Annotated in this window: 23 protein-coding genes; 12 read left to right on the plus strand and 11 right to left on the minus strand. The window is 68.6% G+C overall.

All coding sequences use genetic code 11. The annotated features are described in order from the left end of the window. Nucleotides 1–64 precede the first annotated feature (64 nt). Genes AB0B98_RS08255 through AB0B98_RS08270 form a run of 4 tightly spaced genes read left to right on the plus strand, consistent with a single transcriptional unit; the run spans nucleotide 65 to nucleotide 4,060 of the window. Nucleotides 65–1,606, plus strand: a complete 1,542-nt coding sequence (locus AB0B98_RS08255) for a phenylacetate--CoA ligase family protein (RefSeq protein ID WP_357361523.1) — start codon at nucleotides 65–67, stop codon at nucleotides 1,604–1,606. Next, nucleotides 1,603–2,049: a DUF4188 domain-containing protein gene (locus AB0B98_RS08260; RefSeq protein ID WP_357361524.1), complete on the plus strand. Its 447-nt coding sequence runs from the start codon at nucleotides 1,603–1,605 to the stop codon at nucleotides 2,047–2,049. Before AB0B98_RS08255 ends, AB0B98_RS08260 begins: the two co-directional genes overlap by 4 nt. An 11-nt stretch (nucleotides 2,050–2,060) precedes the next feature. Beyond that, nucleotides 2,061–3,158, plus strand: coding sequence for a hypothetical protein (locus tag AB0B98_RS08265; RefSeq protein ID WP_357361525.1), 1,098 nt, complete (start codon nucleotides 2,061–2,063; stop codon nucleotides 3,156–3,158). Continuing rightward, nucleotides 3,155–4,060 carry a hypothetical protein gene (locus AB0B98_RS08270; protein ID WP_357361526.1) on the plus strand — a complete coding sequence of 302 codons (906 nt, stop codon included), beginning with the start codon at nucleotides 3,155–3,157 and terminating at the stop codon, nucleotides 4,058–4,060. Before AB0B98_RS08265 ends, AB0B98_RS08270 begins: the two co-directional genes overlap by 4 nt. Before the next feature lie 66 nt (nucleotides 4,061–4,126). Here the strand turns inward: AB0B98_RS08270 and AB0B98_RS08275 are convergent, their stop codons facing one another. Beyond that, nucleotides 4,127–4,324, minus strand: a complete 198-nt coding sequence (locus AB0B98_RS08275) for a recombinase family protein (protein ID WP_357361527.1) — start codon at nucleotides 4,322–4,324, stop codon at nucleotides 4,127–4,129. Further along, on the minus strand, nucleotides 4,264–4,815 hold the full coding sequence (locus AB0B98_RS08280; RefSeq protein ID WP_357361528.1) for a sigma-70 family RNA polymerase sigma factor: 552 nt from the start codon (nucleotides 4,813–4,815) through the stop codon (nucleotides 4,264–4,266). The genes AB0B98_RS08275 and AB0B98_RS08280 overlap by 61 nt, the downstream gene beginning before the upstream one ends. Before the next feature lie 120 nt (nucleotides 4,816–4,935). Here AB0B98_RS08280 and AB0B98_RS08285 point away from each other — a divergent pair, with 120 nt between their 5' ends. Continuing rightward, nucleotides 4,936–5,304, plus strand: a complete 369-nt coding sequence (locus AB0B98_RS08285) for a DoxX family protein (protein WP_357361529.1) — start codon at nucleotides 4,936–4,938, stop codon at nucleotides 5,302–5,304. Between the two features lie 897 nt (nucleotides 5,305–6,201). Continuing rightward, nucleotides 6,202–10,062 carry a ThuA domain-containing protein gene (locus tag AB0B98_RS08290; protein ID WP_357361680.1) on the plus strand — a complete coding sequence of 1,287 codons (3,861 nt, stop codon included), beginning with the start codon at nucleotides 6,202–6,204 and terminating at the stop codon, nucleotides 10,060–10,062. Here the strand turns inward: AB0B98_RS08290 and AB0B98_RS08295 are convergent. The 4 genes from AB0B98_RS08295 to AB0B98_RS08310 all read right to left on the minus strand — a co-directional run bounded on the left by AB0B98_RS08295 (nucleotide 9,998) and on the right by AB0B98_RS08310 (nucleotide 13,110). After that, a complete protein-coding gene (locus AB0B98_RS08295; protein WP_357361530.1) occupies nucleotides 9,998–10,495 on the minus strand; it encodes a low temperature requirement protein A in 498 nt (165 codons plus the stop codon). The two genes, AB0B98_RS08290 and AB0B98_RS08295, sit on opposite strands and share 65 nt — an antisense overlap. A 256-nt stretch (nucleotides 10,496–10,751) precedes the next feature. After that, nucleotides 10,752–11,990 carry a sigma-70 family RNA polymerase sigma factor gene (locus tag AB0B98_RS08300; RefSeq protein ID WP_357361531.1) on the minus strand — a complete coding sequence of 413 codons (1,239 nt, stop codon included), beginning with the start codon at nucleotides 11,988–11,990 and terminating at the stop codon, nucleotides 10,752–10,754. A gap of 64 nt (nucleotides 11,991–12,054) precedes the next feature. Further along, entirely contained in the window at nucleotides 12,055–12,426 is a 372-nt protein-coding gene (locus AB0B98_RS08305) for a YciI family protein (RefSeq protein ID WP_281565249.1), read from the minus strand. A 42-nt stretch (nucleotides 12,427–12,468) separates the two neighbouring features. Further along, nucleotides 12,469–13,110: a DUF998 domain-containing protein gene (locus tag AB0B98_RS08310; protein ID WP_357361532.1), complete on the minus strand. Its 642-nt coding sequence runs from the start codon at nucleotides 13,108–13,110 to the stop codon at nucleotides 12,469–12,471. Nucleotides 13,111–13,259: 149 nt separating this feature from the next. Between AB0B98_RS08310 and AB0B98_RS08315 the strand changes: the two genes are divergently transcribed. Then, nucleotides 13,260–13,685 (plus strand): hypothetical protein, encoded by a 426-nt coding sequence (locus tag AB0B98_RS08315; RefSeq protein ID WP_357361533.1) that lies wholly within the window; start codon nucleotides 13,260–13,262, stop codon nucleotides 13,683–13,685. A 93-nt stretch (nucleotides 13,686–13,778) separates the two neighbouring features. On the opposite strand, the gene AB0B98_RS08320 is transcribed toward AB0B98_RS08315, so the two are convergent. Continuing rightward, a complete protein-coding gene (locus AB0B98_RS08320; RefSeq protein ID WP_357361534.1) occupies nucleotides 13,779–14,054 on the minus strand; it encodes a hypothetical protein in 276 nt (91 codons plus the stop codon). A 679-nt stretch (nucleotides 14,055–14,733) separates the two neighbouring features. Between AB0B98_RS08320 and AB0B98_RS08325 the strand changes: the two genes are divergently transcribed. Next, nucleotides 14,734–15,315 carry a hypothetical protein gene (locus tag AB0B98_RS08325; protein WP_357361535.1) on the plus strand — a complete coding sequence of 194 codons (582 nt, stop codon included), beginning with the start codon at nucleotides 14,734–14,736 and terminating at the stop codon, nucleotides 15,313–15,315. 89 nt (nucleotides 15,316–15,404) lie between these two features. On the opposite strand, the gene AB0B98_RS08330 is transcribed toward AB0B98_RS08325, so the two are convergent. From AB0B98_RS08330 to AB0B98_RS08340, 3 genes are all read right to left on the minus strand, one after another. Continuing rightward, nucleotides 15,405–16,049 carry a hypothetical protein gene (locus tag AB0B98_RS08330; protein ID WP_357361536.1) on the minus strand — a complete coding sequence of 215 codons (645 nt, stop codon included), beginning with the start codon at nucleotides 16,047–16,049 and terminating at the stop codon, nucleotides 15,405–15,407. Between the two features lie 563 nt (nucleotides 16,050–16,612). Beyond that, entirely contained in the window at nucleotides 16,613–18,172 is a 1,560-nt protein-coding gene (locus AB0B98_RS08335) for a carboxypeptidase-like regulatory domain-containing protein (RefSeq protein WP_357361537.1), read from the minus strand. Between the two features lie 911 nt (nucleotides 18,173–19,083). Continuing rightward, nucleotides 19,084–19,524 (minus strand): hypothetical protein, encoded by a 441-nt coding sequence (locus tag AB0B98_RS08340; protein ID WP_357361538.1) that lies wholly within the window; start codon nucleotides 19,522–19,524, stop codon nucleotides 19,084–19,086. 519 nt (nucleotides 19,525–20,043) lie between these two features. On the opposite strand from AB0B98_RS08340, the gene AB0B98_RS08345 reads away from it, so the two are divergent. Further along, on the plus strand, nucleotides 20,044–20,616 hold the full coding sequence (locus tag AB0B98_RS08345; RefSeq protein WP_124771764.1) for a sigma-70 family RNA polymerase sigma factor: 573 nt from the start codon (nucleotides 20,044–20,046) through the stop codon (nucleotides 20,614–20,616). Then, a complete protein-coding gene (locus AB0B98_RS08350; protein ID WP_357361539.1) occupies nucleotides 20,613–21,758 on the plus strand; it encodes a hypothetical protein in 1,146 nt (381 codons plus the stop codon). Before AB0B98_RS08345 ends, AB0B98_RS08350 begins: the two co-directional genes overlap by 4 nt. A 187-nt stretch (nucleotides 21,759–21,945) precedes the next feature. On the opposite strand, the gene AB0B98_RS08355 is transcribed toward AB0B98_RS08350, so the two are convergent. After that, nucleotides 21,946–23,115, minus strand: coding sequence for a 2-thiouracil desulfurase family protein (locus AB0B98_RS08355; protein WP_357361540.1), 1,170 nt, complete (start codon nucleotides 23,113–23,115; stop codon nucleotides 21,946–21,948). 881 nt (nucleotides 23,116–23,996) lie between these two features. On the opposite strand from AB0B98_RS08355, the gene AB0B98_RS08360 reads away from it, so the two are divergent. Beyond that, complete coding sequence (locus tag AB0B98_RS08360) at nucleotides 23,997–24,680, plus strand: response regulator transcription factor (RefSeq protein ID WP_308193568.1); 684 nt, start codon at nucleotides 23,997–23,999, stop codon at nucleotides 24,678–24,680. Then, the gene (locus AB0B98_RS08365; RefSeq protein ID WP_357361541.1) at nucleotides 24,677–26,128 is read left to right on the plus strand and encodes a HAMP domain-containing sensor histidine kinase; all 1,452 of its coding nucleotides are present in this window, start codon (nucleotides 24,677–24,679) and stop codon (nucleotides 26,126–26,128) included. Before AB0B98_RS08360 ends, AB0B98_RS08365 begins: the two co-directional genes overlap by 4 nt. The last annotated feature ends 75 nt before the right edge of the window (nucleotides 26,129–26,203 follow it).

Here is a 26,203-nt window from a genome sequence, read left to right on the forward strand (position 1 = left end):
ATACTCACGAGGGCTGAGTATTCGTCATCAGGTGGCCGGCTCGACCGACCCCTAGTGTTGCCGCGTGGTGACATTCCTGCGTCGGTGGACCCTGCGGGCCGCGAGCTTCGCCCTGACCTGGCTCTACACCCTCTACCGGATCCATCCGGCGGTGTGGCGGCTCACGGCGCGTCAGTACCGTCCCTACATGGGCCGCTTCGCCCGGCTACACGCCTGGATGACCTGCCAGTTCGCCGCGATCGACGTGCCCGCGTACGGCGTCTTTCTCCACCGCCACCACTGGCGGTTCCGCTGGTTCGATCTGTCGTCCTACCCGCCCACCGACAAGCGGTCGTACGTGCAGGCGTACCCGGAGGCGCAGCGTTGTCGGCACGGGCAGATCGAGATCGCCGGGAGCGTGGTCGACGAGTCGTCGGGCTCGTCCGGCCAGCCGTTCAACTGGATCCGCAGCCGCCGCGAGCTGCGCTCGGTGCACAAGAACCTGGCCGGCTACGCGACAATGGTGTTCCCGTCCGAGCGGCGCTTCGTCATCAACGCGTACTCGATGGGCGCCTGGGCCACGGGGACCAACACCGGCATCGCCATGTCGGCGATCGCGATGGTCAAGAACACGGGACCCGACCTGCGGAAGATCGTCGACACCCTGTTGTACTTCGGCCCCGGCTTCGACTACATCGTCACCGCCTACCCACCGTTCCTCAAGCACCTGCGCGACAAGCTCGACGCCGATGACTTCCCCTGGGCCGAATACCGCATCAGCGGGCTGGTCGGTGGTGAGGGGATGACCGAGGCGCTGCGCGACTACCTGGAGGAGCGCTTCGTCAAGGTGCGCTCCGGCTACGGGGCCAGCGACCTCACCATCGGCATGGCCGGGGAGAGCGACTTCAGCGTCTGGGTCCGCCGACAGCTGCGTACCGACGCCGCGCTGCGGACCGCGCTGCTCGGCGCCGACGAGCACCGGCTGCCGATGGTCTTCCAGTACAACCCGCTGGAGACCTACCTGGAGACCACAGCGGACCACGAGGTGCTCTGCACGATCAACTCCACGGCGGTGCTCAATCCCCGAGTCCGCTACAACATCGGCGACGAGGGCCGGCTGATCTCGTACCCGGATGTCCGGGCCGCGATCGCCGACCCCGCAGCGCGGGCCGCCGCGGACCGTGCCTGGCAGGTCGACCGGATGCGTCTACCACTGCTGTTCCTGTACGGCCGCAAGGACAGCACGATCTCCTATATGGGCGCCAACATCTACCCGCAGGACGTCGAGTACGGCCTCTACGCGGGCAATCCCCAGGCGCACCTGCTGCAGAGCTTCTGCCTGGCGGTGACCGAGCAGGCCGACCTGGAGAGCCGGCCGGTGGTCAACCTGCAACTCCGCGAGGGCCTGGCGCTCGACCCGGTGCAGCGGCGAACCCTCACCGACACCTGCCGCGCGGGGGTGTTGCGCCACCTCGCCGAGGTCAGCCGGGACTTCGCCGAGTCCCTCGCCGAGGACCCGTCCGCGGCGGACCTGCGGGTCGAGGTCCACGAGTACGGCACCGGCCCGTTCGCCGCCGCGGGTTCCGGACTAAAGAACGTCTACCTGGTGAAGGGCGCGCTGGCATGAGGACCACCGACTTCTCCGCCGCGCCCGCCGTGGGCCAGGCGACAGCCATGTTCGTCGGCGCCACCCGTTACCGGGGGCCGCGCTCGATCATCACGCTCACCCGGAGCTGGATCCGAATGGTCCGGCAGATGAGACGGATGGACGGATACCGTTGGCACACCGTCTACTACCAGTTCCCGTTCACGCTCGGCACCATCGCCTTCTTCAGCGACCGTGACGCGCTCCTGACGTTCGCCCGCAGCCGCCATCACCGGGACCTCATGTGTTGGGTGACCGATCACGGCACGAAGAACGCGACAGGCGGCTACATCCGCCTTTACAACGCCGAGCCCGAGGGCTACAGCAACGGCATCTGGCGCGCCGAGTCCGACGTCATGGCACACATAACTACGTTCACGACGCTCTCGCGTGAGACGTCCGGCCCGCCAGTGCACCGCGCATGAGAGTGGACCCCGTGCAGTCAAGGGCCGACCTGCGCGCATTCGTCGACTTTCCGCTCCGGCTCCACCCGACCGACCGGTACGTACCCCTGGTGTCTTCGGTCATCGCGGCCCACCGGGACGCCGCCGAGCTGTTCGTGGTCCGCGACCGACGCGGCGAGGTCGTGGGACGCACCAGCATGCACCGCAGCGCGCCCCTCGACGACAAGATCGGCCCACGACAGTTGTTCGGGCACACCGAGTTCGTCGACGACGACGATGTCTTCACCGCCATCATGGACGCGGTTGCGACCCAGGCCGACGGTCGACACCTGTTCGGGCCGGTGGCCCTGCTGCCCAACCAGACCGGCGGGGTGATCACCTCCGGCTTCGCCGACCGTGGCTTCGTGGACTCGGCGTGGAACCCCCCCTACTACCCCAGGATGTACGAGCGGCACGGCTTCCGCCGTCGCTTCGAGGCCGACACCTGGCTGGTCGACCTCGACGGTACGGCCACGGCTGCTCGGCCCACTGCCGGTGCTCCGGCCGGAACCGACCATGGGTTCACCTTTGACGATGCTCGGATGGCTGCCGAACGGCTCGTCATCCGGCACGGCTCCCGGTGGCACCTGCGCAGCCAACTGCCGATCCTGCGCCGGATGCTCAACGCAAGCTTCGCGCAGTTGGGCTACTACACCGACATCTCCGCCGAGCAACTGGCGGAGCAGACCGCCGGCCTGGCGGTCCTACTCGACGAGGCGCTGCTGCTCTGGCTGGAGAAGGCCGGCCGACCCGTCGCGTTCGTCGTCACCGTGCCGGACATCTCCGACTACCTGATGAGCGTTGGCGGTCGGCTCGGCGTACTCAATCAGCTCCGGCTTCTCGCCACCCGCGGCCGGTACCGGCGGGACGCGGTCCTCATCATCAAGGGCACCGTTCCCGATGAGCAGGGCAACGGGTACCTGACGCTGCTGTCCCGGGAGTTGCATCGCAACCTCGCCCGCAACGGCTACCGGACGCTGCGCAGCACCTTCGTGGAGCGGACGAACGTCGCTTCGGCCGCTCAGTACAGGCGCGCGGGTGGGCGGCCACTGCACGGGTACACCTTCTACGAGCGAGGAACAGCGGTGTGAGTTGGGTCGAGCAGTTGCGGGCTACCGAGGCGATCTGCCGCCGGGCACCAAGCGCACACAACACGCAGCCGTGGCGACCGGAATACCACACCGACGAGATCGCCATCGATGTTGATCCCGCGTGCCGCCTGCCCGACTCCGACCCGACCGGGCGTGATCTGGCCCTCGGCATCGGCGCGTTCGTCGAGACATGCCTCATCGTCTCCGCCGAACTCGGCCTCACCGTCACCGTGGCGCCCGGTCCACGACTGGTCCCCGCGGCACAGAGGTACGCGACTCCGTTCACGATCGCCGACATCGAGGCCCGCCGGGTCGCCCGTGGCCCATACGCACCCGGGTACGTCGACGACGCCGTCCTCGCCGATCTCGAGCCGGGTATCGCGCACGTCCCGACCCGAGATCTCGTATCGGACCTGGCCGTCGCCGACCGGTGGATGTTCCGCACACCTGCCGTCGCGGTGGAGTTGCGGGACTGGCTGCGTCTCAGTCCACGCCATCCGCGATATCACCTCGACGGACTCACGGACCGGGCGCTCAGCCTGTCCCGGACCGAGGCGCGTGTCCTGTCCGCCGCGCTGCGCGCGTACCCGGTCACCCGCCGACTGGGCCTGCCGGCGCTGCTGGCCGCCAGCGGCCGCGGCCTGTTGCGCTACGACGGCAGCGTCCTGGTCCTCCTCGCCGTCGACGGCGACGACCAGATCAGGTCGGGCCGACGTCTGCTGCGTACGTGGCTGGCTCTCGCCCGGCACGACCTGGCGGTCCATCCGCTCAGCCAGCTTATCGACTGCCCCGCGACCGCCGGTCGGCTCGCCGACCGGGTCGCCGGCCAACCGCTCGCCGTGTTTCGCGTCGGCCGACCCCGCATCGCCCCGGTCCGTTCGGCCCGCCGCGGCGAGCGATAGATCACTACGATGGCTAGCCTCGCGCGAGCTTCAGGGTTGCGCTGAGCGTCAACGACGGTGGGGCAATTAGTCGTGTTGTCCCTCGGACACGAGCCATAACCCCACGTAGGGGTTGCGGGCGCGACGCTGGCGCTCCTGACGGTCGACGGCCCGCGCGCGACGGCTGAGTAGGGCTTGCGCTTGCTCGAAGCTCTCGTCATCGATCAGGGGTGGGTGGGTGATCTCCTTCGAGACCACCCACTTGTCGCGGGTGTTCCAGCGCATGACGCCGGCAGGTCGACCGCACGAGCGTCCGTGAGCCGGATCCGTGCTCGACTCGCGAGCTTCTTCGCCGCGGCCACCGTCGTGTCGAGCACGGGCCCGATCTCGTTGAACGGGACGGCGAAGAGGTCATGCAGGACGTAGGCCACCCGCTGTGGGGGAGACAGTTCGTCGAGCACGACCAGCAGCGCCCGGGAGACGTCCTCACGCCGGACGAACGCCTCGTCGGCCGCGAGCTGCTCGCTGGGGATGTCGTCGGCCTTGAGCGGGACCTCGCGCCGGCGTTGGCGGGCGCGAAGCTGGTCGAGGCACAGGCGTGCCGTCACCATGGTGAGCCAGCCCTCGGGGTTGACCAGTTGCGCCGGGTCGGCCGATGTCGCGCGCAGCCAGGCGGCCTGCACCGCGTCTTCGGCATCGTTGCGCGAGCCGACGATGCGATAGGCCATCGACATCAGTCGGGCCCTCGAAGCCTCGAAGTGTTCGACGAGTTCCACGTCTGGTCACCTTTCATCCGTGCGGGGCGTCAGAAGGGGCGAGAGACCGCAGCCTGATGAACCCGCGCACGTGGAGGCACCTATGAGTTTACCGATTGCTCAATCGCGCCGACGCGCGTCATGATCGCCGTACTGGAGGGCGTCCTGGTCGTCGCGACCGTCCTTTGCGCTCTTGGCAACGCCATCGAGGTGATCGCCAAGGTGATCAGGGCGGACTTCGTGATGCGCAACTGTGCCGAGGTCGGGCTGTCCGCACGGTGGATCCCCTACCTCGCGGTGGTCGAGGGGGCCGGCGTCGTCGGTCTGGTGCTCGGCTTTCTCGGCGTACATCCCGTCGGATTGGCCGCAGCCGTTGGCCTCGTCCTGTTCTTCGTCGGCGCGATCCTGGCTCACGCCCGCGCGCGGGTGTTCCACAACATCTCGTTTCCCGCGGTCTTCCTCGTCCTCGCCGTCGCCGCCGTGGGGCATTTCGCGTCGACGACCGCCTGATCAATCGCCGATCGGCCTTGGCGGTGCAGGGGCTGAGGGTCCAGGTGTCGGGGTTCGCCGATTCGTGCGGATCAGGGAGCGGCCGATCTGCTCGGCGCCTTCGATCGGGTGGAGCACGGCGCCGACAATGCCGCCGTCGGCGATCGCCGTGGCGTTGGGGTCGAGGAGGCCGATGAGGGCGTTGATGTCCTTGGCTTCCCACGCCTGTTTGAAATTTCTGACGATGTCGGCGGCTGCGTGCTCGGCTCGTCGGATCCTACGGCGACTGCGGACTGCGGTTCCTTGCCTTTGACGACGAGCTGTTCCCGCTGTCGACGTCGTTGCGCCTGGCATCGGCCGTCGTGCTCATCCATGCCCTTGTCCCGCGCACACGCTGACGCGATGCGGAGCGAGGCGTCCCGCCGCTGGTCACGCCGGTCGTTGTTAGTGATGGCTGGAGCATCGACAGGCCCGCTCCGGCCAGGACCTCGTCGGAGCGTCCCGTCGATCACCGCCGCGCGCGCCGACCGGGGCGGACTTCGGCAGTCGGATTTCGCGGCGGTCGATGGAAGCATTGTTGGACGATGGTGAATCTGTTAACTTTTCCAAACCTCCATGAGAGAGCGCTCTCCCGAGAATGGCGGTTAAGAAAAGTTGGCGGCGCTGCACCCCTGACCAGCCACCGTCAACAGCCGCTCACGTCCACCCGACCCCACCCCCGACCCCAATACGGCGCCGCGACCTTCAGCGAGGCGCGACGTGCCGACGACCCTCCACTGCAGGGACAGGCGCGACACCGCTGTGCGCGTCCCGGGACCTACCCGCGGGGCCGCCCACCGCGGCCACGTTCGAGACGTGATCGGCGCACGTTTCGGCTACTTCCTCACGAGAGGTAACCAACCGATCATGATTCGCAGAATGCTGCTCATCGTCGCTCTTGTGCTGGCCGGGATGGGCGTCAACGTCGCCCCGGCATTCGCGGCCGACTTCTCGGTGCTGGTCTTCAGCAAGACCGCGGGGTTCCGGCATGACGCGATCCCCGCAGGGATCGCGGCGATCCAGCAACTGGGCACGCAGGGCAACTTCACGGTCGAGGCGACCGAGGACGCCGCCCAGTTCACCGACACGAACCTGGCCAGGTTCAGGGCGGTCATCTGGCTGTCCACGACCGCCGACGTGCTCGACTCGACCCAGCAGGCCGCGTTCGAGCGGTACATCCGCGCCGGCGGCGGTTATGTCGGCGTGCACGCCGCCTCCGACACCGAATACGACTGGCCCTGGTACGGCAACCTCGTCGGCGCCTACTTCTCCAGCCACCCCGCGATCCAGCCGGCCACCGTCCGCATCGAGGACACCGCCCACCCTTCGAACGCGGGTATCCCGGTGAACTGGAACCGCACCGACGAGTTGTACAACTACCGCACCAACCCCCGCTCGCAGGTGCACGTCCTCGCGAATCTGAACGAGGCCACGTACACCGGCGGCACCATGAACGGCGACCACCCGATCTCGTGGTGCCGGCCCTACGACGGCGGCCGCTCCTGGTACACCGGCCTCGGCCATACCCAGGAGAGCTACACCGAGGCCAACTTCCGCACCCACCTGCTCGGCGGCATCAGGTACGCCGCGCAGAACATCGGCAACTGCTCCGTGCAGGCCCCCGTCGGCACGTTCAACCAGGTGAACCTGGCCAAGGGCGTGGCGGAGACCGGTGAACCGATGGGCCTCACCGTGCTGCCCAACCGGGGTGTGCTGCACACCTCGCGGAACGGCGTCATCCGGCACACCGACGTCAACGGCAACACCAAAGTCGCCCTGACGCTGCCGGTCTACAGCCACGACGAGGAGGGTCTGCAGAGCATCAAGGCCGACCCGAACTTCGCCAGCAACCGCTGGGTGTACGTCTACTACGCGCCACCGCTCAGCACGCCGGGCGGCGACGCTCCGTCCACCGGCACAGCGGCGCAGTTTGCCCCGTTCAACGGCTCCAACAAGCTGGCGCGGCTCACCGTGCGAGACGACAACACGATCGACCCGGCCTCGCTGGTGACGATCCTCGACGTGCCGACCAGCCGTGGGCTGTGCTGCCACGTCGGCGGTGACATCGACTTCGACGCCGCCGGCAACCTGTACCTGTCCACCGGTGACGACACCAACCCGTTCGATTCGGCCGGTTCCGCGCCGCTCGACGAGCGGGCCGACCGCAACCCCGCCTACGACGCGCAGCGTACCTCGGCCAACAGCAATGACCTGCGCGGCAAGGTGCTGCGGATCAAGCCGGGTGCGACGGGGGGCTACACCATCCCGGCCGGCAACATGTTCGCCCCGGGCACGGCGAACACCAGGCCCGAGGTGTACGCCATGGGCTTCCGCAACCCGTTCCGGATGAGCGTGGACAAGGCGACCGGAGTCGTCTACCTCGGTGACTACGGCCCCGACGCCGGCTCTGCCGACCCGCAGCGCGGGCCGGCGGGCACCGTCTCGTTCGAGCGGATCACCCAGCCGGGCTTCTACGGCTGGCCGTACTGCTCCAACTACAACACCCCCTACCAGGAGTTCACGTTCCCCAGCGGGCCGTCGTCCGGCCCGTACAACTGCGCCGGTGGGCCGACGAACAACTCCCGGAACAACACCGGCATCACCACGCTGCCGCCGTCGCAGGCGGCCTGGCTGCCCTACGGCGGGCAGGGGCCCTGGCGGCCCGAGCTGGGTGGCGGCGGTCCCATGGGCGGTCCGGTCTACAACTTCAACCCGGCGCTGGCCTCCGACGTGAAGTTCCCGGCGTCGTACAACGGGAAGGTCTTCCTCGGCGAGTTCACCAGTCGCTGGATCAAGGCGGTCACCCTGAACGCCAACGGCACGGCCGGCGCGATCGAGCCGATCCCGTGGTCCGGAACCGCGATCATGGACATGGAGTTCGGGCCTGACGGCGCCCTGTACGTGCTCGACTACGGCACCACCTGGTTCGGCGGCGACGCCAACTCGGCCCTCTACCGGATCGAGTACAACACCGGCGGCAACCGGGCACCGATCGCGCAGATCAGCGCCACCCCGTCCTCCGGCGCGGCGCCGCTGGCCGTGCAGTTCAGCTCGGCGGGCAGCAACGACCCGGACGGCGACCCGATCACGTACGCCTGGGACTTCACCAGCAACGGCAGCACCGACTCCACGGCGGCCAACCCGACATTCACCTACCCGGCTAACGGCGAGTACACCGCGACGCTGACGGTACGGGACCCCAGCGGCAGAACCTCGACGGCCAGTACCGTCATCGGGGTCGGCCGACCATCCATCCAATTGATTACGCCGGCCGACGGATCGGTGTTCCAGTTCGGCGACCTGGTGCCCTACGAGGTGAGGGTCACCGATCCGAACGCCGGCACCATCGACTGCAACCGGGTCCAGCTCAACTACATCCTCGGCCACGACAGTCACGGTCACCCGATCACCAGCAAGAACGGCTGCACCGGGTCGATCCAGACCACGGTGGACGGTGAGCACGACGCATCCGCGAACATCTTCGGAGTGCTCGCCGCCGTGTACACCCCGGTCAACGGGGTCGCGGTCCAGGACCAGCACGTGCTGCAACCGCGGACCCGGCAGGCCGAGCACTTCGGCACCATGAACGGCGTCCAGCTCGCCGCCAAGCCCAGCGCCCACGGCGGCAACGCCATCGGATACATCGAGAACGGCGACTGGATTTCCTTCACGCCGTACAACCTGGCCGGCATCACCGGGATCAAGGCGCGGGTCGCCTCGGCCGGCGTCGGTGGCACGCTGACCGTCCGGGTCGACTCACCAACCGGCCCGGTGGCCGGCACGGTGCAGGTCGCCCCGACCGGTGGCTGGGAGACGTGGGCCGACGTCACCGGGACGATCAGCCCACCGGCCGGAACGCACCAGCTGTACCTGGTGTTCACCGGCGGCGCGGGATCGCTGTTCGACATCGACGACTTCACGTTCACCTCCGGCACCACCCAACCGCCGTCGGGGAACCTGGCGTTGAACAAGCCGGTGACGGCGTCGAGCACGGAGTCCGGCACATTCCCGGCCTCGGCCGCGGTCGACGGTTCGCTGACCACCAGGTGGGCGAGCACCTTCAGCGATCCGCAATGGATCCAGGTGGACCTCGGCCAGTCGACCTCCATCGACCAGGTCAAGCTGACCTGGGAAGCGGCGTACGGCTCGGGGTATCAGATCCAGACGTCGGCTAACGGGACCACCTGGACCACGGTCCGGACGGTGACCGGCGGCGACGGTGGGGTGGACGACAACACCGCGCTGGCCGCCACGGGTCGCTACGTGCGGATCAACGGTACGACCCGCGCCACCGCCTACGGATATTCGCTGTTCGAGTTCGAGGTCTACGGCGGCGGCGTCGTACAGCCGCCCTCGGGCAACCTGGCGTTGAACAAGCCGGTGACTGCGTCGAGCACCGAGGCGGTCGCCTTTCCGGCCTCCGCTGCGGTCGATGGTTCGCTGACCAGCAGGTGGGCGAGTGTCTTCGCCGACCCGCAGTGGATCCAGGTGGATCTCGGTCAGTCGTACCCCATCAATCGGGTCAAGTTGACCTGGGAGGCGGCGTACGGCTCGGGGTACCAGATCCAGACGTCGGCCAACGGAACAACCTGGACCACGGCCCGGACGATCACCGGTGGCGACGGTGCCGTGGACGACAACACCGCGCTGGCCGCCACCGGCCGATATGTGCGGATCAACGGTACGACTCGCGCCACAGCCTGGGGCTACTCGCTGTTCGAGTTCGAGGTCTACAGCTGATTGGGTAGACCGCGCACGATGGGGTGCAGGGACCTTCGAAGGTCCCTGCGCCCCTGGTCTGTCCCGGCCGACGCCACCTGACGTGGACCGCGACGTAGGCGCCGGCGAAGAGCAGCCCACAACCACCCAGCGCCTGGGTGATCGCCGCCCCGGCCAGTACGCTCCCTAGCGTGGCGGTGATCAACACGATTCGGATGGTCGGGGTCTCCGCGTCGAACCAGTCGGTCAACACGGCGGTGGGCACCCAGATCCACAAGACAGCCGTCAGCAGCAACACGGTGCGTAGCACGCCGCCAAGCGTGAGGTCTTCCAGCAGATGCTGGGCCAACTGGTTGAGGGCAAGCACGAACGCCAAGTCGAAGAAGAGCTCCAGGAACGAGGCGCTGAGTGGCATCCTTCCTTCGCGCAGCAGCCGCTCGGGCCTACTCGCCATCGGTGCTCCTCCCTAGGGCACACGCGCCCTCGTCTGTACCACCTGGGAAAGGCCGCTGGAGACGAATGCTCTCGGGCGCCACCGATTCAGTAGCTGGCGTGGTCAGTTGGGACACTGAGCCATCGGGCAGCGACGTGACCAGGCCCTTCAGCCTGGAGACCTCTTCGGCGGACCCGAAGGCGTCAGCACTACTGGTACCGGTCGTGCTCGGCTGACGTCCGCTCGTGCCGATGTGCGGGCACCGGCCGACGATCGGTCAGCCGAGCCGGTGGGCTCGGCGTTGGAGGTATCGCTGCTCGACCTGGTTGTGGGTTAGGGCGGCTGCTTCGCGGTACAACGCCGCCGCGCCGGCCGTGTCACCGGTCATCTCAAGCAGGTGTGCGCGGATCGCGCGTTCGCGTTGCCGGGTCAGCGGTTTCTCGTCGAGGTGGTAGCCCCGGTTGAGGTCGTCGAGCAGGGCCAGCCCTCGGGCCGGCCCGTACGCGTGCGCGACTGCGACCACCCGGCTCAGCCGTACCGGCGCGGTCGGACTGAGCCGTTCCAGTCCCAGGTACAGCGCCGCGATCTGGGGCCAGTCCGTCCGGTCCGGCGCCGCAGCCGCAGCATGCACGGCCGCGATCGCCGCCTGCAGCTGGTACGCGCCGACCTCGCGCCGCCGCCAGACGCTGTCGATAAGCTCCGTGCCCTCGCGGATCAGCTCGGGATCCCACCGTGTCCGGTCCTGCTCGTCCAGCGGCACCAGTTCGTCGCCGTCGGTACGGGCAGCGCGCCGCGACTCGGTGAGCAGCATCAGGGCGAGCAGCCCGGTCACCTCGGGGTCGTCCGGCAGGGAGGCGCGGAGCATGCGGGTTAGCCGGATCGCCTCGCGGGTCAGGTCCACGCGGGTGAGTGCGTTTCCGGTGGAGGCGGTGTAGCCCTCGTTGAAGATCAGGTAGAGCACCTGCATGACAGCGTTCATCCGGCTGTCGCGGTCGGCGTCGGTCGGCGGGGTGAACCGGGCGCCGGCGCGGGCCAGTTGCTGCTTGGCACGGCTGATCCGGGCGCCAATGGTGTTCTCGGTCGTCCCGTGCGCGTGTGCAATCTCCGCCGTTGTCAGGCCGCCGACCGCGCGCAGCGTGAGCGCCACCTGGGAGGTGGGGCTCAGCGCGGGGTGACAGCAAAGCAGCAGAAGCGTGAGACTGTCGTCTGTCTCCAGCGCAGGGCCCGCCTGGCGGGTCGGGTCCCGCATCGCCAGCTCACTCATCCCGGCGTGCCGCTCACGGCGGCGTCGGGCCTGGTCGGTTCGGAGCAGGTCCACCATCCGCCGGTACCCGATCCGGATCAGCCAGCTACGCGGGTTCTCCGGCACACCGTCCGTCGGCCACACCCGGCTCGCGACGAGCAGTGCCTCCTGTACCGCGTCCTCGGCGATATCGAAGCGACCGAAGCGCCGCACCAGCCCGCCGAGAACCTGCGGCGCCTCGGTGCGCAGCAGGTGCTCGACGTCCGGCGTCACGCCGGTACTGCCGTTCGGGTGCCCTCCCGGCCTGCCGCCGTCCGGCGAGGCTGGACGCGGCGGGTCATGCCGCGAAGTCCGCGCCCATTATGGGCCGGATCTCCATCGGCTCGCCCAGAACCTCGACCATCCGCGAGACGATTTCGACGGCGCGCTCCTGGTTGTCCACGTCGATCACGGCAAAGCTGGCCAGGACCTCCTTGAGCTCGACGAATGGGCCGTCGGTGGCCACCACGCCAGTCGGGGTCTTGCGGACCGTGGTGCTGACCGCCGGGTGACCGAGTCCCTCGCTGCTGACGAACTCGCCGGTCTCGATCAGCTCCTGTTCGAACCGCTGGTACGCGGCGAACGCGGCCAGCGCCTCCTCAGACGGGGTGTCGGCGGTCGCGGCGTCCCAGGCGGCGGCCGGCGTGTAGCTGAGCAGCAGATACTTCATGATTATCCTTGTGTTCGCGGGGCTCGGGTCACGCTACGCCGATCAGCTCGCACGGCGCAGGGAGAGGGCGACGACCGTCGTCCAGGTGAAGGCGACCAGGCCGTTCACGGCGATCTGGATGCTCATGTGGTCCGGCGACATCGGCATCAGCAGGATGAGCGCGGCGAGGCCGTTCAGCGCCGCCGGCAGGGCGGCCCGACGGCGGACGTACCGGATGGTCAGCACGATGGCGGCGACGGCCAGCGCGGTGAAGGCGATGGCCGCCGCCGCCGAGTGCGCGATGCTGTGCCAGGACATCTCGTCGACGGGCCCGTCAGGGGTCCCTACCGGGAAGCCGTACTCCGGATCCATCGTGAACACCCCGGCCGCGACGAGCCCGGCACCGAAGATCCCGATGAAGATCGGCAGCACACGCCGGCCGGTGCCCTCGGTGAGCGTACGTCGGACGCCGACGGCGAGGGCGATCCCGCCGAGGCCGGCGAGCACGAACGTGGTGATCTGGATCCAGCCGAGACTTCCGGTGGCCAACTGGCTGATCGGGTGCCGCGTAATGTCGTAGCCCTCCCGCGTGAGCATCTGCGTCACGGCCGAGGCGAAGAAGACCGGCCCGGCAAGGGTGCCAGCGAGGAGTAACCGGTCGGACGAGCGGCGGGCAGCGGGAACGGTGGCGGCGACGGTGGCCATGACTTCCTCCTTGGTGGGTGCGTGCCGCTACCTCGTGGCCGCACCGCGAACTTTGACGTTCTACAGCGTGAGCTGGATCACGCAACGTCGAAGTCAAGGCCCGGACGTCGCCTCCGAGGTAGCGGCGAACACCTACCGAGGAGGACACGATGTCCGAGAACACCCAGCCGAGCGCCGAACTGACCGCTCTGGACCGTCTGGTCGGCACCTGGTCGGTGACCGGCGGCGCCGAGGGAACCGTGCGGTACGAGTGGATGGCCGGCCGATTCTTTCTGCTCCAGCACGTCGAACTGAGCCAGTTCGGCCAACCCGTCACCGGTCTGGAGGTCATCGGCAATCTGCACCCGTTCGGCGAACCGGTCGGCGCGGACGTGGTGTCGCGGTTCTACGACACGGCCGGCAACACCTTCGACTATGTCTACGAACTCGTCGGTGACAAGCTGACCATCTGGGCCGGTGCGAAAGGCAGCCCCGCCTACTACGAGGGCGCATTCAGCACCGACGACACCACGGTCACCGGCGAATGGACCTACCCCGGCGGAGGCGGCTACGCCTCCACCATGACCCGGCTCTGAGAACGCAGAGCCACATCGACCCGAACGGCCGGAGCGCGGTGTCTCATCGAGGAGACACCGTGCCCCGGCCGTGTCGACCTCCCACTGCGGGCCTCACGGTCCGATCACCGGTGCACCTGGTCCGGACGTCCGGATCTGCCGCGAGTCGGATGCCACGAGGCGTTTACCGCCGCTGTGACCATGAGGACCTGACCGGCGCAAACGCGAGCAGAAGCCTCGCCTGCCGCGCAGAATCTGGTCCCGGTACTGCTCAAAGGTGTGCCGGCCGGCGGTTTGAGTGGGCTTGCCGGTCAGGAACTCGCCGGTCGAGATGTCGAAGGCAAGGCCACCCTCCTCGAACGGCTTGGTCGCGGCCCAGCTGGCGAGCATGCGGAGCGCGTCCCCGGCGGGGGTGCCTGCCGCCGCGGGGCTCGGCCCCTGGTGTCGTCGGTGGGGATGCGGAGCTCGACCCTGTCGGGTATAAGGAGCTCCCGGCGCTGCGCAAGGATATGTGGAGCCTGGAGGGGTGGAAAACGAGATCTCGCGCCGGGCCGCGGCCTACTTCGCGCGGGGACATCCTCCCCAAATGCACGGTGACCTCGTCGGCGGATTCGAAGAGGTCACCGGTGCGACTACCCTTGCGTGAGGGCCAATGTCTTCCTCATGGTCATCGGCCGTGGGGCAACGGGTCGTGTCCCCCTCGGACACAATTCATTTGCTTCACGGTGTGCGCTGAGATCGACTGCAGCGCACACCGTTTGCGTTTCGGTCTGGTAGGTGAGTCGGAGTCCGAGTTGCCGGTAGACGTCGGGCTCAGCCAGCCCATGCCGGCCACGACCGCAGCCCGTGCGAACCCATCCTCATCTGCCGAAGAGAGTGGCGTCGTACTCCCAGAGGCAGTACCAGAAATCCGCAAAATCCGGCAAGCAATTGTGTGCCGAACTTTCGCTGGACTTCGCGCTGATCGGCCAGCGGGTTTTGTGCAGGTCCAGAACCGCAATGGCGCTCAGCAGCAGAGGCCTGTCGCCTCGCGTACCTGAACGACGTTGCCGACCCTGCACTCCTGATCATGGCGGTCGAAGTGGTGCTCGGTGAGGTGACGTGTCCATCCGGGCATTTGGTGATCATGGATGGTGGTTACCTCGAACTGTGGTCCGGCGACCGGGTGCCGGACGACGAGGAGCGCCCGGCAACCGACTTCGCGATCGTGGGGCCGGACGCCGAGGCCGCGGCGGACTCCTTTGACCGGCAGACCGGAACCCGGCTGTACGACATCCCCGCCCACGCCGTCGCCGAGTTCACCGCCACGTTCGACGAACACTGCCGCGAGCACGGGCACGGCGCAAGCCTGCGCGCGTTCAGGCAGCAGTTCCCGCACCGGGAACGCGTCCGGCACGCGGTCGCGGCCCGGGAACCCGGATTTATCGTCATGGGCGTACCGGTGCTGCCGATCGAGGTACCAGCTGGTCGCCCGCTGCGTGTCACCCGAGACGCGGAGAAACGAACCCGGCGGACCGAAATTCGCGTTCGACTTCCGCCCGCACTCGCATCACTGGCAGGTGATGGGTCTGGTCAGGGCCTCAGAACACGAGGCCGGCGTGATCCAGGTCGGCGGAGCGGACATCCTGATGGCGATGACGTCAGTCGGTGACGGCTTCTTTCCTGTCCATTTGGACGTGGATGTCGATGGTTTACCAGTCGCCCTGCGCATCGACATTGCCCGCGAGGACTGATCCGGCTTCACAGGCGTTGACTATTCCTCGAGTTCGTACGCGCTGCCGCCGCACGTTCGTCCGGCCTCGCTGCATAACTCTGCGCCACACCTTCGTGTCCACCATGCTCGACGCGGGCGTCAGCCTCCGAGACCTGCAGATCGCCGCCCGCCACCCGGACCCCCGAACCACCATGCGTTACGACCGAGCCCGCAAGAACCTCGACCGCCACCCCTACTACATCCTCGCCGCGTAATGGCGTCCGGGACCTAGCAAACGCTCGCGGCTTTGCCGATGAGGGTGCGTTTGTAGTCAGGGAGAAGACGCCGAACTCGCTGAGCAGGCTCCACCCCGCCTGAACCTCTGCGGTGACGCCGTCCGGTGAGGTGACCCTGAGCCAAGCGCCGCACTGGTCGGCGAAGTGGTACGGCAGCATGACCGTGCCGCCCCTGGTAGTGCGTAGCCCGTGGAGGTGCGCGATCCACTGCTCCAGCATGTACATGCGGGTTCTGTGCCGACCGCCGACGTCGAAGACCACCTCGTCCGGTTCCAGGACACACTCGTGACGGCTGGTGCCGAGCAGCAATATAAAGCGAGCAGGCTCCGATGCGCCGCCGGCCTCGATCGACAGACCGATGTGCCGCGCGGTCGTCAGGTTCGCCTCGCCACCCATTTACGCGTGGCCCCTCACCGTCGCCCGGTCCGCTCGCTCGTTATGAGCCGGGCCAATCACACAGATCTACCTCGCCTCGGATCACCACCCCGTCGGGAACGCCGATGCCTACCTCACTCCCCGGCGCTGGGTCATAGGCGCCGGGGGTACCGGTCCTTGTCATCGGGACAATTGCGCGGCGAGTCGTCCACAACAGCATCTGCTGGCGCCCGAAGAGCCGGACGGAAAGGATCGCGCCGGCGGTGGCCCGCTCAGCACCGTCGAAAGAGGTTCTACCAGCAGTTCCGCACATGGGGTTCGACCAGCCGCAACGCCTCCTCGGCGTCCGCTTCGGCCAAGAAGGCCCGCCTGCTCGACCTGGCCCGCGTCGCCGGGACACGGTGGGCAATCGAAGAGCGCCTCCAACAGGCCAAGAACGAGGCCGGCCTCGACGAATACCAGGTCTGCGACTGGCGAGGCTGGGGCACCCACCCCTACCTGCGCACTCGCTTGGCGGAAGTCGGCAATGAACGCTGACCCGGCCCGGACCGGGGTACGCGGGCGGCGCCGGTGCTCGTCCCGGCTCAGCCCCGCCGGCCGGGAAAGTTGACGGTGAACGGCGAGGTGCCCACCCGGATGGCGGACGCGTCGACCTGCCGGACGTAGTTCGGGTAGCAGCGGTCGGGGTGCAGGCAGAGCCGGACCCGCTGGCCGGGCAGGAGTCGGGCGTCGTACCGGCCGTCCTCGACGTTCTCGTCGACCGCGACGATGTCGCCGGTGTCGGCGTTGTAGACGTAGACGGGGTAGCTGTAGCCGTACACCGGGAGGCCGTTGGCTTGGCCGGATACGGCGGTGCCGGCGCTCATCCGCTCGTTCGCCACGGTGATGCCGCCTGCGACGACCTTGATCCGGGTCGCCTTGACGCTGTTCGGCGCCCCACCGGACCACTGGGTGGCGTAGACGCTGTTGGCGCCGCCGTTGCCCGGTGGGATGAACGCAAGTGACCACTCGTACGGGCCGAGCCCGCTAAAGGTGTACGAGCCGTCGCCGGGAACCTTCCGGGTGGTCTCGTACCAGAACGGATCGTAGGTCGTCAGCGCGACGGTCACCGACACCGGCTGGCCGGTGACCGCGTCGGTGATCGACCCGGTGATCGACCCAGCCCGGTCCAACAGGATGTCGGGCAGCGTGGTGATCCCGGGCCCTGGCGCGACCACCAGTGCCTTGGTCCGGTCGCCGGTGCCACCGCTCGGGCCGACCCACTGCGCGCCGTGCCCCTCGGCCGAGCCGCCGGCCCAGATGTTGTACCGGTCCGGGTGGAGGCTCCGGAACCGCACCACCCCGTTCTCGTCGGAGATCTCGTTGGCGTCATAGATGTCGGGGAACCGCTTGTCCACCGAGATGGCGATGATTCCCGCGTTGGGCACCGGCGCGCCGGTCGCCCGGTCTCGCAGTGTCACGCGTAGTTCGTTACCGGGCGGCTGGACCGGCAGCGTCGCGTGGGTCACCCGCCCGGCGACCGCGGTCGCCTCGACCATCCCACCCTCGTGTACGCCGTCGTTCGCGGCACCGGTGAATCGGTAGTGGCCGGGCGGCACCTCCAGGTCGACATACCCGTTCGGGAAGGTCCCGGCGGGGTTGGTGCAGATGAGGCCGAGCTCCATCGGGTCCTGCACACAGAAGTTCCGCACCTCGGCGCCGGTGGCCGCGTCGGCCGCGACGAACCGGATCCGGCCGGCCGGAGGAAGCACGTCGTCGACGACGAGCCGGCCACGGGTCGGCACGGTGACAGCTCCCCAGGGGAATCCGAGCCGGCTCGGGTAGTAGCGCGGCCGGAACACGCCGGGCAGTTGGTTGGTGATCCGGTAGCGCCCGGCCGACACCCCGGACACCCGCCACCGGCCGGCCCGGTCCGTGGTGGTCGAGTAGGTCGGATGCTCGGCGCCGGAGTCCGGTGCGAGGGTGACCCTGACCTGGCCAGCCGGTCGGCCGGACCGTTCGGTCAGAGTGCCGCTGACTGTCGCGGTGGCGCTACTGGCCCGTACCGGCGCGACCGTACCCAGCACCGCGTCGACGCCGAGCAGCAACAGTGCGCACAGCGCCGCCAACAGGAGGGTCGCGGGACGTGCTATTCGGCTGTCCATCGTGGTGGCACCTCCGGAATCGGCAAAGCTCGGCTCGCTCGCGCACGTCAGGGCAGCGTAACTTTGGCCATCATCACTTCAGGTCATGTGATGAACACGGACAGCGTCGGTTTTCGAGGCATCTGCAACTCGCTACCGACGGTCAGGGCAACGCCAGCCGCTCAGCCTGAGGAAGCATGCTGTCGCGGCCCGCCATTCGTACGGGAACCGCTCCGGAGGGGTGTCGTTCACGGCGGTGACCGGCTCCATCTGCATCGCTGAGTTCAGTGGAAGGGTCGCATCCGTCCTGTGAGGTCTGTGGCGTCGAATGTTGCCCACATCAGATGCTCGGTCGCCCGCTCCTCCGAGGATCCTCGGCAGCGGTACGCGGTCCGTACCGTGTCCGCCACCCCCACATGTTCGGGACAGTGACCTCGCACTGGTCGCGGCGTCGGCCAAGACTTCGGCCAGCTGCGCCACGGTGCTCACCGTCCGCCGCCGTGCAGCAGGCGATGCCATGAGCAGTGAGAAGACTGGCAGCCGGACGGACTCGTGTCTGCGGACCTCCACGGTTCGGACGTTTCCATCGACGACCCGACCTGTACGCCCGAGACACCCTGGCACCGCCTGCGCCACTCGATCACAACGCGTGGGACCCGCGTACGGGAGGCACCCCGCCGCGGGTGCGCCAGGCGGGAGGCTCCGCCCGCCAAACCCCGTGCCGACGGCCAGCATTCTGGCCTTGGCCGGGGGTGTCGTCGCGGCACTGATCGTGCGTCGCCGGATCGCCGTGACCACGGTCGCCCGGGCCCGCAGCCGGTGGGTGCCGGCCCGCTTTCAGCACTGAGTAGCGCCGAGAGTCAGCGTCCCCGTGGGGGTAGCCGAACTCACGGGGACAGACACGCCCGACCGCGAAGTGTCGGCCCGGCCGCTCAGGCGGGGCTGAACTGGATGAGGACCGACGCGGTCGGCAGCTCGTCCGGAGCGGGTGGCGCCTCGGTGTGCCAGGCCAGCCGTACGCGCCACCGGCGGCCCGGCGGAAGGCGGTAGGCGTCGGCGATGCCGCCGGCCGTGCCGCTGGAGAACCCGAGGATGCCCGACTCGAAGACCACCTCGAGCACGTGGCTGCGGTCCCAGCCGGCCGGATCGAAGTCGGCCGGCCCGTCCCAGGTCTCCAGCCGGGTGTCGCTACCCAGCACCATGGCGTCGTCGATGTTCTCGACCACCACGTAGCCCGGCGCCGAGCTGACCCATTGATCGAGCTCGTGCGGTGAGGGTGGAACGTTGCGCCGGTCGTTGCTGTCGTCGATCATCGCGAACAGTCGATAGTCGACATCGACGTACAGCTCGGTGTGCTCGACCAGCGCCGCCATGCTGGCCCCTCCCCGCTCAATGGACTACGAGGGTAGCGATCTCCCGCCGACCGTGAGTGTCCGCACACTTAGTCGCCCTTGCGTCGGCAGCAGCGAGTATCCCGAGTGCGGCGTGATGGCGGCGGTGATTGCAAGCGTAGAGCCAGGCAGGTAGGGCCGCTCGTCGGGCGGTCTCGGATCGGTAGGCCCGGTCGCCGTGCCTAAATCGGGTGAGCCGCCACTTCTCGGCGCCCCCCCTGGCAGCCCCATCGAGAACCAGACCCAGCCCTGAAACGGCGGGGAGACTGCCGATGTGGGCGGGGAGCCTCGCTGACGCGACGCTGCCGCTCCCTTCCAACTTCGACTCCCGGCCCCTGGCCTGGGCCCCACGCTTGGGCCCCACGCTGACAGCGTCGCAGCCGCTCATGCCGCCGAGAGGTCGCTATTGGGCGACCGCTTGCCGTCGGCCCTCGGCGCCTGAACACTTTCCCGCCTGATCGGCAATGTCAGGGTGAAGCACGGACTTTGCCGAGGAGGGCCATGGCTTCGGATGCGGATTTGATAGGCCGGTCGCTGGATGGCGATGTCGACGCCTTCGTAGAGGTGGTCGAGCGTCATGAGGCCGCCGTCGGTTCGTACCTCGTTCGCCGGGCTGGGCGGGATGCGGCTGAGGACCTCCTGGGCGAGGTTTGGGTTGCGGCGTTCGAGTCGCGGCGATCGTACGACCGGTCGTACAACGATGCACGGCCGTGGCTGTACGGGGTGGCATTGAATCGCTTGCGGCGCTACTGGCGGTCCCGACCGGCCGAGGACCTGGTGGCGGACGTGCCGGACGTGGCTGCTGGATGGGATCCGTGGTCGGCGGTGGACCTCGGCGTGGACGCCCGGGCGGTGCTCCGGTCGGCCCTGACGCGGCTCAAACCCGAAGAGCGGGAGGTCCTGAGGCTCGTCGCCTGGGAGGACCTGACCGCAGCCGACGCCGCGCGGGCCCTCGGCATACCGGCCGGCACCGCGCGGCGGTTGCTGAGCCAGGCCAGGACGGCGTTGCGCGACGCCCCGGGGGTGTCCGCGCTTCTGAAGGACCGCAACAGCGCGAAGGAGAGACACCGATGACCGACGAGCTTGATCTGGTCGGTGCGTTGGGCAGCGCAGAACCACTACGCCCGGAGGCGTATCAGCGGGCGCGGGCGGTGCTGCGGGCGGCTATGGCCGACCCCGGAACCGTGCGGCTGCTGGGCGCGAAATCAGCGGAGGACACGACTATGGAGGCGACTTCAACAATGGAAACGACGACAACCACGCGGGACCACGAATCCAGCCCGGCGCTTCAGCGCCGCCGCAGGATCAGCGTCGCGGGCCGATTGGGCATCGGCGCCGGGGTGGGGGTTGCCGCCGCGGCGGCAGTTGTCGCTGTGGTGCTCAACTCGCCGGCGACCGGGGGAGTGGAGGCCAGCAAGGATTCGCCAGCCGCCACCTCGGGCTCGACCACCGTCGACGGGTCCGCCGAGCGCGCGCCGCTGATGACCCTGGCCGGGTCCATCAAGACGGTCACCCCGTCGACGGGCGACGCGTGGCTGGTGAAGGCGACGCAGGTCCACGGCACCAAGACCATGCAGGTCGTCTACACGCTGTACACCGATGGTCACGCGATCTACACGGGCAACAGCGTGAAGGACATCAAGCGTGCGATCGCCCGTCACCAGGACCAGATGACGGACGGCGGCTACGCTCCGCTCCTCAAGGCGGCCGTCGCCGCGGCGGACAGCAGCCCGGCCGACGGCCGTGCCCAGATGCTCAAGGCAGCCAACGATCCGCTGGTGGGCCTCGACCCCGCAGCGCAGAAGGCGGTGTGGGACAAGCAGCAGGCGGATGTTCAGGTGATCATCAAGCAGAAGGGCGGTAACGCCGAGCCGAAGCCGTACAGCCCCCAGGCCGTTCAGCGGCACTTCGACAACGCCCTGTGGACGTACAGCACCCAAGCGTTGTCCGCTGGCGACGGCAACACGCAGGTCCGGGCCGGTGTGCTGCGTCTGCTGTCCACCATCTCCGCGGTCAGCGTCAAGAACTCGACGACCCACGGCAAGGCCACGCTGACGATCACCGCCGGCCCCGAGGTGTTCGGCGGCGAGGGCAGCGAGGTGCTGACCATCGACGCCACGACCGGCATGCTCGTCAAGGACGTCTCCACCGTGCCGGGCCTCCCTCAGGCCTCCACGACGTACGAATCCTCCCGCGTGACGAAGGCCGACCTGTAGGCCGGGAGCTTCCATCCACCAGCATTCGGTAGACGGGCGTCAGGCGCCCGGCGTTCGATAATCCCGGTCGCCGACTACCTGGTGCGATCCCGCCGCAGGCGCCGTGGCCAGCGCGTCCTTGGTGGTGACCTCTTCGGAGGTCACCACCACAGCGAGGCTTGTGCGAGCTCCAGAATCGCACTGAGCGTTATCGGCGGTGGGGCAACGGGTCGTGTCGCCCTCGGACACGAACCATTACCGCACGGTGCGCGCTGAGATCCACTGCAGCGCGCACCGTTCGCGTTTCAGGCTGGCAGTTCAGCCGGGCTTGTCTCGCCATCGGCCAGGGGGCGGGCCAACTCCGACGGACCCGATAATGCTGTGATCTCTCGGTGCAACTGGAATCGTGACGTGCCAAACACCGCGCCGATTCCCTCTTCCAAACCGCGAATGCGCCACGGATCGAAGACAGCCGGGCCCCGACGGGTCCCCAACAGGGTGGCGCTGAGTACGGTCTCCCATAGGGCATCCGGCCTGGGAGTAAAGCGGATACAGGGTGCCGATGTGAGTGCGTTAGGTGATACCGCACGCTGCGACGAGCGGACGTCAGCCGTTGCCGCGCTGCCGTTCCTGCTCCGCCAGAGCAGCGCTGCCCTGTCCAGGTCGTGGTGAGGAAACACCGGGATGCCCCGGCGGCGCAAGGCCTCGGCCGCGACGCCACGCCACGCCCAGCGACGGTGACGCCGGTGAAGGTTCCGTCGTGTACGTAGGTGCTACCGCAGGTAGGGCTGCCCTCGACCAGGATGGCCAGCCCGACGCCGACCTGCAGTGCCTTGTCGACCGCCCGCTGCGCCGCCGCCTGGAACAGTTCGGTGACGTCACGGCCCGAGGCTTCGTGCACTTGGGCGCGGCCGTCGAGGACATCGGCCGCGCTGCCGCCGACGATCTCGGCTGGCGGGCGCGGCACCGGGAATCCGACGGCCAGTTCTGGACACAGCGACACGAGGCGCCCTTGTGAAACCCACCGCTGCCAGATCGAAGAGGCGATCGGCACGCCAGTCTCGTTGAACCGGATCGGTGCGCCGCCAAGGCAGCCGCTGACCAGGATTTTCAACACGGCAACACCTGGGGCAGCAGCGCCGTCAGCGTCGCCGCGGTGTAGGTTGCCGTGACCCCCGGCGGCAGGCCGCCTCCAGCACGGTCGAGGAATGCCGTGTCGATACCCAGAGCGGCGGCTCCGGCAACATCGGACGATGCCGAGTTGCCGATGTGGATCACGTCGCCGGGGCCCAGGCCGAGGCGGGCCAGCGCGAGCTGGAGAGGCTGCGAGGGCGAACGACGCGTGGTCGATGGCCGGTTCGCCGACCTCAACCCTCACTGCGCGGTACCACGACAAAAATGGGTGGCCTCGCCAGCCCGTCCGGCCCTACCTTGCAATTGGATCTATCTTTTCCGATCCACTCACGAGAGGACTTCACTCCGCGTGACGCCGCCTGCTCTTTAGACCTGACACCTTTTCCATGCATCGGTCGCCGACGTCGCCGTCGGCTCCTTTCCCATGCCTTCCGTCAGATCTTCAGAGGGATCATGTCTACGCGTCCTCATATCGTTGCGTCCTGGACCCTTCGGCGCACGTACTCTCCGCTGCTCGCGTTCCGCTGCGTCCGCTGCCAATCCGGCCTCGCCAGCACCGGCGACGACACGTCCCGCAGCAATGCCAGCGGCGAACTCCTCGACATCCCGCCCCTGGCCACCTACGTTTCCTGCGACCCCACCAGCAGAATCACGGGTCGCGATCGCGTCCCGGTCCGATACCTGGATCCGATCCGTCTGGAGGGCTACTCCGGAAACTCCTCCCGCCGTGGGCCTGGTCTGGGGCGACAGGCAAGGTGGCCTTGCCCCGGACTGCATCATGCGGCGGTCCGCGCACGGTCGCTCACGACCGGGCGCGAACGAGGACCAGGGCCGGCCCGATACCGGCGACGAAGGTGAACGGCCGGGTGCGTGCATCCGGTGCGGTTGCTGGACAACCCGACGTGCAGCGACCGGTACGGTCGCGCCTCGCCGACGTCCGCTCATGGCCGATGAGCGTGCCCGGCCGGGTATCCGTGACAGAAACTGAGTGGCAGACGTTGCCAGGAGGCGCGATGCGCCACAGTAGCCCTCGTATTCGGCTACTGCCGTTGCAGCATTAATCCTGCCCTCAGGTTGATCGGGGAGGATGAGCCCAAAAGCATCAACGGGAGGGAGCGGGCCGGCGTGCGAATCATGATCGCCGATGACGAGGCGGCCATCCGTGAGTCGCTGGAGCGGGTGCTTCAGGTCGAGGGCTACGGCACCAGCACCGCCTCCAACGGTCTCGCCGTGCTCGACGGGATCGGTGGCGCCGCGCCGGATCTGCTGATCCTCGACGTGATGATGCCCCGCCTCGGCGGGTTGGAGACCTGCCGGCGGTTGCGGGCGGCGGGTCGGGATCTGCCGGTACTGATGCTGACCGCCCGGGATCAGGTCTCCGACCGGGTCGCGGGGCTGGACGCGGGCGCCGACGACTACCTGCCCAAGCCGTTCGCCACCGAGGAGTTGCTGGCCCGGGTCCGGGCTCTGCTGCGCCGCCGCGCGCCCGGCGACGACGAGTCGCAGATACTGTCGTTCGCCGACGTTCGGCTCGATCCGGACAGGTTCGAGGCGTGGCGGGGTGGGCGGCCGCTGTATCTGACCCGGACCGAGTTCTCCCTGCTACAGGTCCTCATGCGCAATGCGACCCGGGTGTTGACCCGTGACGCGCTGTTCGAGGCGATCTGGGGCTTCGACATGAGCACCACCGCCAACAACCTTCAGGTGTACGTGAGCTATCTGCGCCGCAAGATGGAGGCCGAGGGTGAGCCGCGATTGATTTACACGCTGCGCGGCTTGGGGTACACGCTGCGGGAGACTCCTCCGTGAGCGGGCCCGCCGGTCGGGTACCGCGCCGGCTGAGCCGATGGTGGCGCCAGCGGTCCCTGCGGACCAGGCTGACGGTGATCGCGGCGACGGCCATCGCGGTCAGCGTGTTCGTGGCCTTCCAGGTGGCCAGCGAACTGCTGGACTCGGAGCTGCGGGACAACGCCGAGGATCAGCTACGCGCGGACTCCCGCGTCCTGGCGACGACAGTGGAGCACACCAATCTGGCGCAGTTCCAGCTACCGCCGTATCCCGGATCCGGTCGGCTGGTGCGGGTCATCCTGCCCGACGGTTCGACCCGGACGCCGGCCGGCCAACCCGCGCTGCCCCCCGTCAGCGGGCACGCCAGGCGGGTGGCGCAGGGCGCGTCGGCCGACCTGATGGAGTCGAACGACAGCGATGAGGACGGCTACCTCATCTACACGCTGCGGGCGGGCGACGGCGCGGTCCAGGTGGCCCGCAACAGTGACGACAGCCCGATCAACCAGTTCGGACTGGGCATGTTGCTGATCGGACTGCTCTGTGTGGTCGGGGGTGCCCTTGTCGGGCGGACCGTGGCGCGGACCGGGCTGGCGCCGATCGACCGGCTCACTGCCGCCGCGGTTCGTGTCGCGCAGACGCGGGACCTCGACGCCGACATCCCGGACGAGGGCGGTGGGGAGATCCGGCGGCTGATCCGGTCAATCAACGACATGCTCGCCGCGCTCCGGGACTCCCGGCGGGCACAGCGGCTGCTCGCCGAGGACGCCGCCCACGAACTCAAGACCCCGCTCACCAGCCTGCGCCTCAACGTTGAGCTGCTGATCCGGCTCGATCGGCGCGGCACCCTGGACAGCGCACTGCCGGCGGAGAGCCGGACCCGGCTGCTCAACGATCTCGGCGCCCAGGTGGCCGAGTTGAGCACCCTTGCCGCCGAGCTGACCGACCTGGCGCGCGGCGACGTCAGCGACGAGAGCACCGAGCTGCTCGATCTCGCCGACGTGGTGGTGGCCGCCGCGACCCGGGCGCGTTCCCGCGTGCCCGACATCGAGGTCACGCTCGACGTGACCTCCGTGTGGGTCAGCGGGCGTCCCGCTGCGCTCCAGCGGGCGGTGCTCAACCTCATCGACAACGCCAGCAAGTGGACCCCCGCTGACCAGCCGGTCCAGGTGCGGCTCCGTGCCGAGGGCGCGTCGGCGGTCCTCGAGGTCGACGACGCCGGGCCGGGCATCGACGCCGCCGACGTACCGCGGGTGTTCGACCGGTTCTACCGTGCCGACAGCGCCCGGGCGCTGCCGGGATCAGGTCTGGGGCTGTCGATCGTGCAGCGCGTCGTCGACGCCCACGCCGGGCGGGTCACCGTCGCCCGGTCGGCACGCGGTGGGGCGCTGCTGCGGATCATCCTTCCGGCCGCCGCCCCGCCCGCTCGGATCACGCAGCTCACCGCGGTGGCGGACACGGTGGCGCGCTGACCCGCTGCGGCACGGCGCCGGGACCGCCACGGCGCACGGTGCCAGGACCCGCCGCAGCGGGCGGCGCAGTACAAG

Source organism: Micromonospora sp. NPDC048947 (assembly GCF_040649495.1).
GTDB classification, from domain to species: Bacteria; Actinomycetota; Actinomycetes; order Mycobacteriales; family Micromonosporaceae; genus Micromonospora; species Micromonospora alfalfae.

Coding starts and splice junctions, on each gene's coding strand:
- AB0B98_RS08310 (WP_357361532.1), bottom strand. CDS start 13,110: ATGGCCACCGTCGCCGCCACCGTTCCCGCTGCCCGCCGCTCGTCCGAC.
- AB0B98_RS08345 (WP_124771764.1), top strand. CDS start 20,044: ATGGCTTCGGATGCGGATTTGATAGGCCGGTCGCTGGATGGCGATGTC.
- AB0B98_RS08350 (WP_357361539.1), top strand. CDS start 20,613: ATGACCGACGAGCTTGATCTGGTCGGTGCGTTGGGCAGCGCAGAACCA.
- AB0B98_RS08275 (WP_357361527.1), bottom strand. CDS start 4,324: ATGCGCTGGAACACCCGCGACAAGTGGGTGGTCTCGAAGGAGATCACC.
- AB0B98_RS08305 (WP_281565249.1), bottom strand. CDS start 12,426: ATGAAGTATCTGCTGCTCAGCTACACGCCGGCCGCCGCCTGGGACGCC.
- AB0B98_RS08295 (WP_357361530.1), bottom strand. CDS start 10,495: ATGGCGAGTAGGCCCGAGCGGCTGCTGCGCGAAGGAAGGATGCCACTC.
- AB0B98_RS08325 (WP_357361535.1), top strand. CDS start 14,734: ATGGCGGTCGAAGTGGTGCTCGGTGAGGTGACGTGTCCATCCGGGCAT.
- AB0B98_RS08330 (WP_357361536.1), bottom strand. CDS start 16,049: ATGGGTGGCGAGGCGAACCTGACGACCGCGCGGCACATCGGTCTGTCG.
- AB0B98_RS08320 (WP_357361534.1), bottom strand. CDS start 14,054: ATGCTCGCCAGCTGGGCCGCGACCAAGCCGTTCGAGGAGGGTGGCCTT.
- AB0B98_RS08285 (WP_357361529.1), top strand. CDS start 4,936: ATGATCGCCGTACTGGAGGGCGTCCTGGTCGTCGCGACCGTCCTTTGC.
- AB0B98_RS08340 (WP_357361538.1), bottom strand. CDS start 19,524: ATGGCGGCGCTGGTCGAGCACACCGAGCTGTACGTCGATGTCGACTAT.
- AB0B98_RS08315 (WP_357361533.1), top strand. CDS start 13,260: ATGTCCGAGAACACCCAGCCGAGCGCCGAACTGACCGCTCTGGACCGT.
- AB0B98_RS08335 (WP_357361537.1), bottom strand. CDS start 18,172: ATGGACAGCCGAATAGCACGTCCCGCGACCCTCCTGTTGGCGGCGCTG.
- AB0B98_RS08290 (WP_357361680.1), top strand. CDS start 6,202: ATGCTGCTCATCGTCGCTCTTGTGCTGGCCGGGATGGGCGTCAACGTC.
- AB0B98_RS08260 (WP_357361524.1), top strand. CDS start 1,603: ATGAGGACCACCGACTTCTCCGCCGCGCCCGCCGTGGGCCAGGCGACA.